Annotated in this window: 12 protein-coding genes; 7 read left to right on the top strand and 5 right to left on the bottom strand. The window is 63.7% G+C overall.

The window, feature by feature from the left end:
• Positions 1-5: 5 nt before the first annotated feature.
• On the bottom strand, positions 6-425 hold the full coding sequence (locus CWE17_RS04635) for a phage holin family protein (RefSeq protein WP_131455165.1): 420 nt from the start codon (positions 423-425) through the stop codon (positions 6-8).
• Positions 426-487: 62 nt separating this feature from the next.
• Positions 488-1,261 (bottom strand): DUF561 domain-containing protein, encoded by a 774-nt coding sequence (locus CWE17_RS04630; protein WP_131455164.1) that lies wholly within the window; start codon positions 1,259-1,261, stop codon positions 488-490.
• A gap of 50 nt (positions 1,262-1,311) precedes the next feature.
• Here CWE17_RS04630 and tilS point away from each other — a divergent pair, with 50 nt between their 5' ends.
• Both tilS and CWE17_RS04620 read left to right on the top strand, forming a co-directional pair.
• Complete coding sequence (gene tilS, locus CWE17_RS04625; protein ID WP_131455163.1) at positions 1,312-2,316, top strand: tRNA lysidine(34) synthetase TilS; 1,005 nt, start codon at positions 1,312-1,314, stop codon at positions 2,314-2,316.
• A gap of 6 nt (positions 2,317-2,322) precedes the next feature.
• The gene (locus CWE17_RS04620) at positions 2,323-2,955 is read left to right on the top strand and encodes a hypothetical protein (RefSeq protein ID WP_131455162.1); all 633 of its coding nucleotides are present in this window, start codon (positions 2,323-2,325) and stop codon (positions 2,953-2,955) included.
• 2 nt (positions 2,956-2,957) lie between these two features.
• Here CWE17_RS04620 and CWE17_RS04615 read toward each other — a convergent pair whose 3' ends face one another.
• From CWE17_RS04615 to CWE17_RS04605, 3 genes are read right to left on the bottom strand one after another with little or no spacing between them, the layout of a single operon-like run.
• The gene (locus tag CWE17_RS04615; protein ID WP_131455161.1) at positions 2,958-5,030 is read right to left on the bottom strand and encodes a ribonuclease J; all 2,073 of its coding nucleotides are present in this window, start codon (positions 5,028-5,030) and stop codon (positions 2,958-2,960) included.
• Positions 5,031-5,083: 53 nt separating this feature from the next.
• Positions 5,084-5,992, bottom strand: coding sequence for a 4-hydroxy-tetrahydrodipicolinate synthase (dapA, locus tag CWE17_RS04610; protein WP_131455160.1), 909 nt, complete (start codon positions 5,990-5,992; stop codon positions 5,084-5,086).
• Positions 5,989-6,972: an aspartate-semialdehyde dehydrogenase gene (locus CWE17_RS04605; RefSeq protein WP_131455252.1), complete on the bottom strand. Its 984-nt coding sequence runs from the start codon at positions 6,970-6,972 to the stop codon at positions 5,989-5,991. Before CWE17_RS04605 ends, dapA begins: the two co-directional genes overlap by 4 nt.
• 223 nt (positions 6,973-7,195) lie before the next feature.
• Here CWE17_RS04605 and tig point away from each other — a divergent pair, with 223 nt between their 5' ends.
• The 5 genes from tig (at position 7,196) to CWE17_RS04580 (ending at position 13,476) form a co-directional block, all read left to right on the top strand.
• Positions 7,196-8,659, top strand: a complete 1,464-nt coding sequence (tig, locus tag CWE17_RS04600) for a trigger factor (RefSeq protein ID WP_131455159.1) — start codon at positions 7,196-7,198, stop codon at positions 8,657-8,659.
• 46 nt (positions 8,660-8,705) lie between these two features.
• Positions 8,706-9,395: an ATP-dependent Clp endopeptidase proteolytic subunit ClpP gene (clpP, locus tag CWE17_RS04595; RefSeq protein ID WP_131455158.1), complete on the top strand. Its 690-nt coding sequence runs from the start codon at positions 8,706-8,708 to the stop codon at positions 9,393-9,395.
• Positions 9,396-9,482: 87 nt separating this feature from the next.
• A complete protein-coding gene (gene clpX / locus CWE17_RS04590; RefSeq protein WP_131455157.1) occupies positions 9,483-10,838 on the top strand; it encodes an ATP-dependent protease ATP-binding subunit ClpX in 1,356 nt (451 codons plus the stop codon).
• Between the two features lie 20 nt (positions 10,839-10,858).
• Complete coding sequence (locus CWE17_RS04585) at positions 10,859-11,554, top strand: lecithin retinol acyltransferase family protein (RefSeq protein ID WP_131455156.1); 696 nt, start codon at positions 10,859-10,861, stop codon at positions 11,552-11,554.
• 23 nt (positions 11,555-11,577) lie between these two features.
• Positions 11,578-13,476, top strand: coding sequence for a DNA polymerase III subunit gamma/tau (locus CWE17_RS04580; protein WP_131455155.1), 1,899 nt, complete (start codon positions 11,578-11,580; stop codon positions 13,474-13,476).
• Positions 13,477-13,478: the final 2 nt, after the last annotated feature.

Below are 13,478 nucleotides of genomic sequence, written 5' to 3'. Positions count from 1 at the left end.
GGTTTTTAAGTTCCGCTCAACAACGCCGCCCTGGTGGCCTCCACATCCACCAGCCCCAGGGCCCGCAGCACGAAGGCGCTGATCAGGCTGTACACCACCGCCCCAAGGATCGCGCTGAACAGGCCGTTGTTGAGACGAAAACCGGTGATCAACCAGGCCGCTAGGCCAAACAGAATCACGGTGATCAGCCAGTTGAACAGAAACGACACCGGCGCAATCAACCCTCCCAGGGAGGTGATGGCCCAGGCGGGCCCCAACAGCAACTTGAGGGGCCCGATCAGCAGGGTGCCGAGCAGGCCGATCAGGATCGCCGCCCAGAGGGCGGTGCCGAAGTTGGCCATTTCCACCCCCAGGGGCAGCGCCGCCACGAGCAGCAACACCAACGCACGGATCGGCCACTGGAGCAACCAGCCGAGGGTGTTCATCGCGGGCAGAGCAAGGCTGACCGAACGCTAGAGACACCCCATCAAGCTGACCAGTTGAGTGATCACACCCGAGTGGTGATGGCGTTGCCGAGCGCCTCACGTAAGCCACGCACCACGGCCACCATCGCCAGCTCATCGTTGAGGCGGTTCACAGCCGAACCCACACCCACACCCGCGGCACCGGCGGCGATCGCCATCGGCACAGTCACGGCCGAGAGACCGGAAGCGCAGAGCACAGGGGCCTCGAGACCGGCCTGTTGCAGAGCAGAGCTGATGCTGTGGGCGGCCGCCAGCGTGGGGGCAGCCTTCTCGATCAAGCCGAGGCTGCCGGCGCTGAAGGGCTTGGCGCTCGTGCCACCTTCGGTCTGGATCAGGTCGGCACCGGCTTCCACCAAATCCACGGCGAGCTGCTCCTGCTGATCCATCGGCAGCACGTGGGGCACGGTCACGCTCAGCACCACCTCCGGCAACAGAGCCCTGGTCTGGCGGGTGAGTTCCAGCACCTCAACCGCACCAAAGATGCGGCCCTGGGGATAGAAGGCATCGAAGTTGCCGATCTCTACCATCTGCGCACCGGCCGCCACCGCTGCCGCAAACAGCTCGGGCTCCACCGAGGACACACACACGGGCACGCCACCGGATTCGCGGATCGCCAGGGCCACCAGCTCGGGATCGCAGGCCACATCGATCAGATCAGCACCACCCAAGCCGGCAGCGCGAGCCACCCGGGCAACGGAATCGGCATCAAAGTTGATCAGACCGGCGATCACCTTCAGGGCCGAACGCTGCGCAAGGCGCGCACGCAGGGCAGCAGGCAGGGAGCTGAGGCGGGTCATGATTTGGAATCGAATGCCTTGATTCTCCCACCGCACGAAGGCCGCACCCGATGGGCTGGACTCCCTGGCACGACCGCCTGCATCGCCGGCTCCTGGCACAGCCGGCGATGCTCCCCCGGGGCAGCCGTCTGCTGCTGGCCCTCTCCGGTGGCCAAGACTCGATGGCCCTGCTGGCTCTCCTGCGGGGCCTGCACCCACTTCATCACTGGCAGCTGCATCTCTGGCATGGCGACCACGGCTGGCACGAGGGATCCAGCCGGATCGCGCAGGAACTGCAGATCTGGTGCTGTGCTGAGGGTCTGCATCTGGCTGTGGGGCGTGCCGCGTTGGAGAGCCCTGAGCGCAGCGAAGCCGGTGCACGCGCTTGGCGTTATGGCGCGCTCGCCGCCGAAGCCGAACGGCTCAGCGGCCTCTACCCCCACAACCCCTGCCGGATCGTGATCAGCGCGCACACCGCCAGTGACCGAGCCGAAACCCTGCTGCTGCAACTGGCCCGCGGCAGTGATCTGGCCGGGCTGGGCAGCCAACGCCACAGCCGAAGACTTTTCAAAGGAAGCGATCTACAGCTGATTCGTCCCCTTAGGGACTTCAGCCGCGCCGACACCGCCAGGATCTGCAGCGAGCTGGCCCTGCCGATCTGGGACGACCCCAGCAACCGGGATCCGGCCTATGCCCGCAATCGCATTCGCGCCGAGGTGCTGCCGGTGCTGGAGCAATTGCATCCGGGCTGCAGCGGTCGACTGGCGGAGCTGGCGGAGCGGATGTCCCAACTGCAGGACACTCAAGCGAACCTGAACGCTTTAGCCCTCGAGAACCTGAGCGTGACAGAGGGATCTCTCGACCGCCGCCGTTTCGGAAGCCTCCCGCTCGAAACCCGCCGCACCCTGCTGGCCCACTGGCTGCGGGTCAGGGGGGTGCCTTCGCTCACCGCCTCCCAACTGGAGGATCTGGCCCAGGCGACAGCGACCGGCAGCCCCGCAGCTGGCCGTGATCTGAGCGCTGGCTGGAGGATCCACTGGCGTGCAGACGCCCTACAACTGGAACAGCGCCCCTGAACCGCCTTGGATGCCGACTTTCAGCAGCGCTATCTGAGCGCCGAACAGGCCTATGGAGAAGGGAACTATCCCCAGGCGAAGGATCTAAGCACCACCCTTCTGGACGATCTCAATACAGCGGAAGCGGAGGGTCGTTCCGACGAGGCCCTGACGGCTTGGCGAGCTGTGCTCGCACTGCTGCTGGGCCACATCGAGTTCCATGGCTTCCAAGATCCAACGGCGGCTGAGGCTCACTACCAGCGGGTGCTGAGCTGCCAGCCACCCGAAACCCTTCGAGAGCTAGCTGAGCAAGGCCTCGAGCGCTGCCTGGTGCTCACCAGCGAGGCAACCGTGCCGCTCGTGGCCAGCGAAAGCCATGGGAACGATCTGGTCCGCGATCCATTTCTTGAAACCAGCCCAAGCCTGAACCAAGCGGCAGTGGAAGCTCCAGCCCCCTCGGCGACCCCCTGGCTCGACGGCACAAGCATCAACATCGAGCCAGCAGCGGCGCCTGAACCAGGGTTGGATCCAACAGAGCAAGAGGTTGTTCAGCCTGAGCCAGCCCCTCCAAAGAGCGAGCCGAAACAGTCAGATGAGCCCCCTTTAATTGATTGTTCGATCTTGGAGGGGGCCCTGCTGCGGGTGAACCTGAGCAGCTGAGCTCAGGCCGCCGCCGAACGGCGGCGGCGGGTACGACCAGCCGGCATGTCCTGATCTGGCTCTGGCTTGGTCGCCACCGCCTTGGTGGCAACAGCAGCCTTGGTGGCAACAGCCTGGGTAGCGACAGCCTTCTCGACAGTGGGTGCCGGAGCAGATGCCGCTGGAACTGACTGGCGAGCAGCCTCAGGAGCCGGTACTGCCTTGACGGGGGCAGGAGCGCGGTCGCGGTCGCGACGACCATGGCCGTGATGGCCACCACCGCCACGACCGCCGCGGCCCCGAGGTGCCGGACGATCATCAGGCTCGGCATCGGCGCGGCCCTTGTACACCGGTGTGCCACCGGGAGCGGGCTGCACCAGGCAGAGAATCAAAGGCTCCACCTGCAACTCGCGGCGCATACGCCGACCAAGGCCCACCTCAACCTCGCGCTGCACACCCATCCAATCCACTTCAGGGGCCTTGCCGCCGGTGTTGCGGGTGAGCTGCTTCCAGCGGTTCTCCAGAACCCAGCTGATTTCCCGTTCGGTCCACAGCGACATCTTGCGGGCATCCGCCGTAGTCACCACACCACGCAGATTCACTCGAGGGGGAGCGACCATGGCCCCATCGGTGCTGATCGCCGCCAGGATCGTCACAATGCCGTCTTCGGCGAGCTGCTGTCGCTCCTTCAGCACACGAGCATCAACAATGCCGTTGCGCGACTGATCGAGCAGCTCAATACCGGCCTTGACCGGATCACCCTTGCGGATCGACTCAGCCGTGAGCTCGACCACATCACCGTTCTCAATGATCAAGGTGTTGTCTTCCGGCACACCCATGGAGTGGCCGGTCTTGGCGTGGCAGACGAGCATGCGGTGCTCACCGTGCACCGGCACGAAGAACTTGGGCCTGGTGAGCGCCAGCATCAACTTCTGGTCTTCCTGGAAGCCATGGCCCGACACGTGAATGCCCTCGCCCTTGCCGTAGACCACCTTCGCCCCAAGCATCATCAGGCGGTCGATCGTGTTGACCACGGAGATCGTGTTTCCGGGAATCGGGCTGGCCGAAAAGATGATCGTGTCGGTGGTCTTCACCTTCACCTGAGGGTGCTCACCACGGGAAATCCGACTCAGGGCAGCCAACGGTTCCCCCTGGCTTCCGGTCATCAGCAGCAGGGTTTCGCGATCAGGCACATCATTGATCTGCTTGATCGGCACAAACAGATCATCCGGAGCGCGCATGTAGCCGAGCTCCCGCGCCTTCGCAATCACGTTCAGCATGGATCGGCCAAGCAGACCGACCTTGCGGCCGTTCTTGAGGGCCAGCTCCAGGATCATCGACACCCGGTGAATCGAACTGGCGAAGGTGGTGACGATGACCCGACCTTCCGCCTGGGCCATGTGACGATCCAGGTTGGGGAAGACCGAACGCTCCGGCGGGCAGAAGCCAGGCACCTCGGCATTGGTGGAATCGCTGAACAGGCACAGCACGCCGTTGTCGCCGTGATGAGCGAGACGGGCCAGGTCGAAATGCTCCCCATCCACAGGGGTGTGATCGAACTTGAAGTCACCCGTGAAGATGATCGTGCCCACAGGAGTCGTGATCGCCAGCGAGAAGCTGTCGGCCATCGAGTGGGTGTTGCGGATGAACTCCACCGAGAAATGCTGACCGACCCGCACCACATCACGGGGACCGACGGTCTGCAGGGTGGTGCGATCGCTCACCCCTGCCTCATCCATCTTTCCGGTGAGCATCGACAGGGCCAGCCGGGGCCCGTAGATCACCGGGATGTTGAAGTGCTTGAGGTGGTGGGCAATACCACCGATGTGGTCTTCATGGCCGTGGGTCACGATCATGCCCCGGATCCGTTTCTGGTTCTGGCGCAGGAAACTGGTGTCGGGCAGCACCACATTCACGCCGTGCATGCCATCGCTCGGAAAGGCCAGGCCGGCATCCACCAACATGAGGTCATCGCCGTACTCGAACACGCACGTGTTCTTGCCGATCTCGTGCAGTCCCCCGAGGGGAATCACGCGCAGACAGGGCTCCTGGGCGGCAGTAGCGCCATTGCGGGACGTAGAGATCGAAGCAGTCATGAATGTCAGATGAATCGAAGAACAAAAGGCGTGATCGCCGGCCAGCCGTGGCGTCAGGTCTGACGCAGGGCAGACAGGGTTTGGATCAGGTCATCGCGCATGGCGGCCTCAAGGGGAACAAGGGGAAGACGGGGGGCTCCAACGGGCCAACCACTGGCCTCAAGGGCAGCTTTCACCGGAATTGGATTCGTGGTGGCGAACAGAGCCCGGAACAAGGGGAGCAACTGTTCATGCAGGCCAAGGGCCTCGGCATTGCGGCCACTGAGCTGGGCTTCGATCATGGCGCGCATGCGCCGGCCCACCAGGTGACTCGCCACGCTGACCACGCCGACGGCACCGACGGCCAGCATCGGCAACGTCAAGGCGTCATCCCCGCTGTAGACGGCAAGCCGGGCACCGCAACTCAGGCGCAACTGGCTCACCTCATCGGTGCTGCCACTGGCGGCCTTGAAACTCACGACATTGGCGCAATCCATCAGTCGAGCCACCGTGGACGGCGCCATCGAACAGCCGGTGCGACCGGGGATGTTGTAAAGCATCAACGGCAACTCGGGGGCAGCCTCGGCCACGGCCCGGAAATGGGCCTCCAGCCCATCCTGAGGAGGCTTGTTGTAATAAGGCACCACCACCAAGGCCCCATCGGCTCCGGCAGCCGCCGCCTCCCGGGTGGCCTCCACTGCCTCGGCGGTGCTGTTGCTGCCGGTGCCCGCCAACACCTTCACTCCAGAACCCACCGCCTGACGCACGGCCTCCAACAGCTGCACCTGCTCTTGCCAGCTCAAGGTGGGGGATTCACCCGTGGTGCCGCACACCACAAGACCATCAGATCCCTCGTCGACGAGATGGCGGGCGAGACGACCGGCCAAGGCCAGGTCAACCCGGCCGTCGGCATCGAAAGGGGTGACCATCGCCGTAAGCAGACGGCCGAAGGGGGTGGGGGAGAGGGCGGCGGAGAGGCTCATGCGTTGATCAGCAGTTCGGCAATCTGGATCGCGTTGAGGGCTGCGCCCTTGCGGATCTGGTCACCGCAGAGCCAGAACTCCAGGGCGTTGGGATCACTAATGTCCTGACGGATCCGACCTACCGCCACGGGATCGCGGCCGGTCACATCCGTGGGCATCGGGAAACGGTTGCACTCGGGCTGCTCAATCAGCTCGACCCCAGGCGCTGCCGCCAGGAGAGCACGGGCCTCCTCCACCGGGAACGGCTGCTCAAACTCCACATTCACCGCCTCTGAGTGGGCACGCAGCACGGGCACGCGAACGCAGGTGGCCGTGAAACGCAACTCAGGGAGATCCATGATCTTGCGGGTCTCATTGACCATCTTCATCTCCTCTTCGCAGTAGCTGTTGGCTTGCAGCGGCGAGTTGTGGAGAAACAGGTTGAAGGCGAGGGAATGGGGCAGCACCTCACTCTTGGCTTCACCTCCGTCCAACACCACACGACTGAGGGTCTGCAGTTCTTCCATGGCCCGGGCACCGGCACCGCTGGCCGACTGATAGGTACTCACCACAACACGCCGCATGGGGCGTTTCGCTGCCAGGGGAGCGAGCGCGAGGGTGAGCAGGATCGTGGTGCAGTTGGGATTGGCGATGACGCCCTGATGCTGGAGGGCCGCCTTCGGATTCACCTCAGGCACCACCAGCGGCACACCGTCCTCCATGCGAAAGGCGCTGGAGTTGTCCACCATCAGGGCACCGGCCTGAGTAATCGCCTGGCGCCATTGACGCGACACCGAACCACCAGCAGAGGCGAGCACCAGATCCACCCCTTCAAAGGAGGCAGCCGTCACTTCCTGAACCGAATGCTGTTGCCCCTTCCAGCTCTGGGTCGTTCCAGCGGAGCGGGCTGAAGCAAGCAGGCGCAGCTCACCAACTGGAAACGCACGCTCATCGAGCAGCTGCAGGAGCTCCTGTCCGACTGCACCACTGGCACCGAGCACGGCGACGGTCAGAGGGCGATTGGGAAGCGAAGGCCTGAAGTTCGACGGTGAGGGAGACAAGCGGTGGGTTCTAGAACTGCAATGACGACGCTGGCCCCTGGCCACGATCGGATTCCAGCAGCAGCGCCAGGCTGGAGGATCCGATAAACGTTGCCCTCACAATACGTGGCGATCCACGGACTGACGCTTCCATAAAGTATTGGGCTGCCCGAACTACTCCTGCATGAGCGCCGCGTCCCTGAAGGTCAAGACCACCGCCCGTCCGGGCAGCCGCCTAGCGGTGGAAGTGGCAGTTCCTGCGGAGCGTTGCAAGGAGAGCTACGAAGCAGCGGTGACCCGCCTCAGCCGCAGCATCAATCTGCCTGGTTTCCGTAAAGGCAAGGTGCCCCGGGCGGTGCTGTTGCAACAGATCGGCCCGCTGCGGATCCGAGCCACCGCCCTGGAAGCCATCGTCGACGGAGTCTGGCGGGAGGCCATCGAACAAGAACAGATCGAGGCCCTGGGGCAACCCGATCTGACCGGCGGATTTGAGAGCCTGCTGGAAGCTTTTGACCCCGGCAAAGCCCTCACGCTCACGCTCGAAACCGACGTGGCTCCAGTGCCAAAACTCAAAACCACCAAGGGGCTGAAGGCCGAAGCAGAAGCCGTCAGCTTTGATCCTGCTCAGGTGGACGACATGCTGGATCAGTCCCGCAAGCAGATGGCCACGCTGGTGCCGGTGGACAACCGGGCCGCCGCCAATGGTGATGTGGCCGTTGTGGGGTTCAAAGGCACCTACGCCGATGACGGCAGTGAGATCGAGGGTGGCAGCGCCGACTCGATGGATGTGGAACTGGAGGACGGGCGGATGATCCCGGGCTTCGTGGAAGGGATCGTCGGCATGGCCATCGGCGATGAGAAAACCGTCGACTGTCAGTTCCCAGAGGATTACCCCAAAGAGGATGCCCGCGGTCGCAAGGCCAGCTTCGTGATCAGCCTCAAGGACCTCAAGACCCGCGAACTGCCCGAGCTCGACGACGCCTTCGCCAAGCAGGCCAGCGATAAGGAGACGATGGCAGAGCTGCGAGAAGAACTGGAGAAGCGCCTCAAGGACGACGCCGAGCGACGCCAGAAGAGCAACCGCCACGACGCCCTGCTGGCCGCCCTTGTGGAACAGCTGGACGTGGAGCTACCCGAAAGCCTGGTGCAGCAGGAAGTGCGCAACCTGGTGGAGGAGACCGCTGGCCAGTTCGCCCAGCAGGGCATGGATGTGAAATCCCTGTTCACCCCGGAGCTGGTGCGCTCCTTGATGGACTCCTCCAGACCCGAAGCCGAAGAGCGCCTCCGTCGCAGCCTCGCCCTCAGTGCTCTGGCCGAAGCGGAAGACCTCAAGGTGGAGGACACTGAAATCGAAGCCAAGCTCAAGGAGGTGAAGCGCCAGCTCTCCGGTGAACGCGACATCGATCCGGCACGACTGCGCCAGGCCGTGATCGACGACCTGCTGCGCGACAAATTGCTCGGCTGGCTGGAAGAGAACAACACCGTGGTCGAGAAGGCCCCTGAGAGCTCCGAGGCTGAAACCACCAAGGAGAAGAAAAAACCAGCGGCGAAAGCGAAAACCAGCACAAGCAAGGCTTCCACCAAGGCCACCGGCACCGCCAAAGCCAAAACCAGCAAAGCCAAGGCCGATGGGGACGCCGACGGCTGATCAGCACCCATAGATTGAGCCGATACAGGAACCCGCCAGCTGCCGCGTGATCGACGCCCGTCACCACCATCCGATCCAGAACCGATGGCGGGGCATCAGCCCCGTCTCAGCCATGCCATCGGCCTCCCCTGGTGTGCTGCCCACCGTGGTGGAACAGTCGGGTCGAGGCGAACGGGCTTTCGATATCTATTCGCGACTTCTCCGGGAGCGGATCATCTTTCTGGGAACCGGAATCGATGACCAAGTTGCGGATGCCCTAGTGGCTCAGCTCTTGTTCCTGGAAGCTGAGGATCCTGAAAAAGACATTCAGATCTACATCAATTCCCCTGGTGGTTCGGTCACGGCCGGCCTGGCGATCTACGACACCATGCAGCAGGTCGCCCCTGATGTGGTGACCATCTGCTACGGATTGGCCGCCTCCATGGGCGCCTTCCTGCTCTCCGGAGGCTGCAAGGGCAAGCGTCTCGCCCTGCCGAATGCTCGGATCATGATCCACCAGCCCCTCGGTGGCGCCCAAGGCCAGGCTGTCGACATCGAGATCCAGGCCCAGGAGATCCTGTTCCTGAAAGACACCCTCAACGGTCTGATGGCCGAGCACACGGGCCAACCCCTCGAAAAAATCGCTGAAGATACAGACCGCGATTACTTCCTTTCTCCAGCAGAGGCGGTTGAATACGGATTGATCGACCGGGTGGTGGACAGTCTCGCGGACGGAGGAATCGTTACGGAGGGCTGACATCACTCAGCTCCACGGCGATCCTGGGAATCCGGACCGCGACCATCCGTCGATCCGACTTATCCCGTTTGAAGCGACCAGCGCCCGATGGCCAAATTCGACGCCCATCTGAAGTGCTCCTTCTGCGGCAAGTCCCAGGAGCAAGTACGCAAGCTGATCGCCGGTCCCGGCGTGTACATCTGCGATGAATGCATCGATCTCTGCAACGAGATCCTCGATGAAGAACTGATCGATGCCCAGGGCAACCCCCGCCAGGGAGCCGAAACCTCCCGCAAGGCAGCCCAGGGCACCCGCAAGAGCACAAAGCCAGCCCCCACCCTTGCCTCGATCCCCAAACCACAGGAGATCAAGAGCTTTCTCGACCATCAGGTGGTCGGTCAGGAATCGGCCAAGAAGGTGCTTTCCGTAGCGGTTTACAACCACTACAAACGCCTGGCCTGGCAAGGCGATGGCAAAGGCGAAACCGAACAGACCGCCACCCGACTTCACAAGAGCAACATCCTGCTGATCGGTCCCACCGGCTGCGGCAAGACCCTGCTGGCCCAGACCCTGGCAGAACTCCTGGATGTGCCCTTCGCCGTGGCCGACGCCACCACCCTCACCGAAGCCGGCTATGTGGGGGAAGACGTCGAGAACATCCTGCTGCGGCTTCTGCAGAAGGCCGACATGGATGTGGAACAAGCCCAGCGCGGCATCATCTACATCGATGAAATCGACAAGATCGCCCGCAAGAGCGAGAACCCATCGATCACCCGTGATGTGTCTGGCGAAGGGGTGCAACAAGCACTCCTGAAGATGTTGGAAGGCACCGTGGCCAACGTGCCTCCCCAGGGCGGTCGCAAGCATCCTTATCAGGACTGCATCCAGATCGACACCAGCCAGATCCTCTTCATCTGCGGCGGCGCCTTCGTGGGCCTCGATGACGTGGTGCAGAAGCGGCTCGGACGCAATGCGATCGGCTTCGTGCCCAGCAGTGATGGGCGCGGTCGCAACAAGGCCAATCGCGACCTGCAGGCAGCCCAGGTGCTGCGCCATCTGGAGCCGGACGACCTCGTGAAGTACGGCTTGATCCCGGAATTCATTGGTCGCATGCCGGTGAGCGCTGTGCTGGAACCCCTGGATGAACAAGCGCTGGAATCGATCCTCACCGAGCCCCGCGATGCGCTGGTCAAGCAGTTCCGCACCCTGTTGAGCATGGACAATGTGCAATTGGATTTCGAAAGCGACGCGGTCGTGGCGATTGCTCGCGAAGCGCACCGGCGCAAAACCGGCGCCCGGGCCCTGCGCGGAATCGTGGAAGAGTTGATGCTCGACCTGATGTACGACTTGCCTTCACGCAAAAACGTGAAGTCCTTCACCGTGACACGCGCCATGGTGGAGGAACACACCGGCGGAAAGGTACTGCCACTGCCGGGGAGCGAACGTCAGCAGGAATCAGCCTGAACCCTGTGGATTGACCCTTCATGGCCGCCGCCGACCATCTCACGGTTCCCCGGCAGCACGGCCTGTTTCTGCATCACGGCATCGATCTGGGCGATGGCAGCGTGGCCCACTACCTGGAGGGTCGGGAAATCCTGCGCAGCTCTCTCCAAGAGTTCAGCCGCGGCCAGGAGGTCAGCGTGGTCGACCACCCACAGGCCTCACCAGCGGGCATCACCCTCCGACGCGCCATGAGCCGCATCGGCGAGCAGAACTACAACCTGCTGTTCAACAATTGCGAACACTTCGCCACCTGGTGCAAGACCGGTCGCCACCGCAGCGGCCAGGTGGAGGACTGGCTGCACACCGGCAGCTTGGGCGCCCTGGCCCTCGGTCAACTGATGCCCGCTGCCCTGCTCACGGGCCTGCGCCTGCTGCTGGGCAAAGGCCTGGTGGATCAGACCTCCCGCGATCGGGCTCGCCGAGGCCTGAGCCAACTCGAGCAACTGCGTCAACGGCTGCTGGCAAAACTGGAAACAACCCTGGAGCAAGCGGAGGGCTGGATCCGGGGCGGCCCCGATAGCGGCGCTTCGAATCGCGGCAACCGCCAGAGCCGACGCCTGCTCCAAGCCGGCCAGACCCTGGCGGATGAACTGGCCGCCGTGGAGGAACTGGAACAACAGATCGTTGCGCTTCTGGAAGCCGCTGAGACCACATCGGAACAGGGCAGACCTGAGTAACCTCTGGGTCCCGCCGGCAGCGCATGAGTCAGGCCTACCAGCCGCTGCATCACAAGTACAGACCTCAGCGGTTTGATCAGCTGGTGGGGCAGGACGCGATTGCCGCCACCCTCAGCCACGCCCTACGCAGCGATCGCATCGCTCCGGCCTATCTGTTCAGTGGCCCACGGGGCACAGGTAAAACCTCCAGCGCCAGGATCCTCGCCCGCTCGCTCAACTGCCTGAGCAGCGACGGACCCACACCTGAGCCCTGCGGGACCTGTGAGCTGTGCACCACGATCGCCGCCGGCAGCGCCCTCGATGTGATCGAGATCGATGCTGCCTCGAATACGGGTGTTGACAACATCCGTGACCTGATCGAGCGCTCCCGCTTTGCCCCGGTGCAGGCCCGCTGGAAGGTGTACGTGGTGGACGAATGCCACATGCTCTCCACCGCCGCCTTCAACGCCCTGCTGAAAACCCTGGAGGAGCCACCACCGCGCGTGGTGTTTGTGTTGGCGACGACCGATCCCCAGCGGGTGCTGCCCACGATCCTGAGCCGCTGCCAGCGTTTTGATTTCCGGCGCATCCCCCTAGAGGCTCTCGAGGCCCACCTGCGCTGGATTGCCGAACAGGAAGCGATCGGGATTCAACCGGAAGCCCTTCATGTAGTGGCGCAAAGGGCCCAGGGCGGTCTGCGCGATGCCGAAAGCCTTCTGGATCAGCTCAGCCTGCTGCCACCTCCGATCGAAGCCGATGCGGTGTGGGAACTGCTGGGGGCCGTACCCGAACAGGAACTGATCCATCTCAGCGAAGCCCTGGCCGCTGGTGAGCCACTGCCTCTCCTGGAGAGCAGCAGGCGCCTGCTCGATCGCGGCCGCGATCCCGGAGCAGTGCTGCAGGGCTTGGCGGGAATCTTGCGGGATCTAGTGCTGATGGCCGCCGCTCCCGATAGGCCTGAACTCACCAGCGTTTCACCCCAGTTCCGGGATCAACTGCCGCCGCTGGCCCAACGCATCGGCCGGCAGCGGTTGCTCCAGTGGCAAGCACGCCTGCGTGGCAGTGAGCAACAGCTCCGCCTCAGTGTGCAGCCGCGTCTATGGCTGGAGGTGCTGCTGCTCGGTCTGCTGGCGGAACCTGAGTCTCAGGCCCAACCAACACAAGGTATTCACTCAGCCCCTGCGGCCACACCAGCGGTGGCTCCTCCTGCAGCCCCAGCGAAGGCGGCGGTGAGCCTGCCTCCAACCCAGACACAGGCCCCAACGCCAGATGAGGCAGTCGCTGAGCCCGTGACGGAGACAGCCACAGAGCCAGCTGCTCCACCCGACCCCACCAACCTTGGCGAGCTCTGGCAGCAGATCCTCGGGAGCCTGGAACTGCCCTCCACCCGCATGCTGCTCTCCCAGCAAGCCCAGCTGGTACGGATTGATGCCCACCGCGCCGTAGTGCAGGTGGCCGGCAACTGGATGGGCATGGTGCAGAGCCGCGCCAGCCTGTTGGAGCAGGCGATCAGCCGCGCCCTGGGCGGCAACCGTCAGCTGGTGCTGGAAAACCAGAGCGGGACCTTGACCCCAGCCGCACCGGTCAGTCCGTCAGTCACCCCGCTGAGTGAGCGCATGAAGATCACAGCGCCTGCCGCGCCTGTCAACAGCGAAATCAAACCCACAGCCGCACCGGAACCCCACACCAGTCAGCCGACCTCGGCTGCCGAACCCGTCACAGGCCCATCCACCCCACGGACATCGGCCCCCCTAGCGACTGCCACCACCCCCGATGCGAAACCCACCGTCACGGGCGAACCACAGCTTCCGGTGGCCCAAATGCCCGTCAACCAACCACTGGAGCAGCGACCCCTGAGTTCACCGATGGACGACAAAGTGAAGCGCTTCGCCGATTTCTTCAATGGCGATGTGGTTGACGTGGATCTCGACGGCCAGAGCTGAGG

Source organism: Synechococcus sp. BS56D, from assembly GCF_004332405.1.
GTDB lineage: Bacteria > Cyanobacteriota > Cyanobacteriia > PCC-6307 > Cyanobiaceae > Synechococcus_C.
This window is presented reverse-complemented; position numbering and strand designations above follow the sequence as displayed.

Bases quoted from the DNA above. Each gene is read 5' to 3' on its own strand.
- CWE17_RS04635 (WP_131455165.1), bottom strand. From the start codon at position 425: ATGAACACCCTCGGCTGGTTGCTCCAGTGGCCGATCCGTGCGTTGGTG.
- CWE17_RS04630 (WP_131455164.1), bottom strand. From the start codon at position 1,261: ATGACCCGCCTCAGCTCCCTGCCTGCTGCCCTGCGTGCGCGCCTTGCG.
- tilS (WP_131455163.1), top strand. From the start codon at position 1,312: ATGGGCTGGACTCCCTGGCACGACCGCCTGCATCGCCGGCTCCTGGCA.
- CWE17_RS04615 (WP_131455161.1), bottom strand. From the start codon at position 5,030: ATGACTGCTTCGATCTCTACGTCCCGCAATGGCGCTACTGCCGCCCAG.
- dapA (WP_131455160.1), bottom strand. From the start codon at position 5,992: ATGAGCCTCTCCGCCGCCCTCTCCCCCACCCCCTTCGGCCGTCTGCTT.
- tig (WP_131455159.1), top strand. From the start codon at position 7,196: ATGAGCGCCGCGTCCCTGAAGGTCAAGACCACCGCCCGTCCGGGCAGC.
- clpX (WP_131455157.1), top strand. From the start codon at position 9,483: ATGGCCAAATTCGACGCCCATCTGAAGTGCTCCTTCTGCGGCAAGTCC.
- CWE17_RS04585 (WP_131455156.1), top strand. From the start codon at position 10,859: ATGGCCGCCGCCGACCATCTCACGGTTCCCCGGCAGCACGGCCTGTTT.
- CWE17_RS04580 (WP_131455155.1), top strand. From the start codon at position 11,578: ATGAGTCAGGCCTACCAGCCGCTGCATCACAAGTACAGACCTCAGCGG.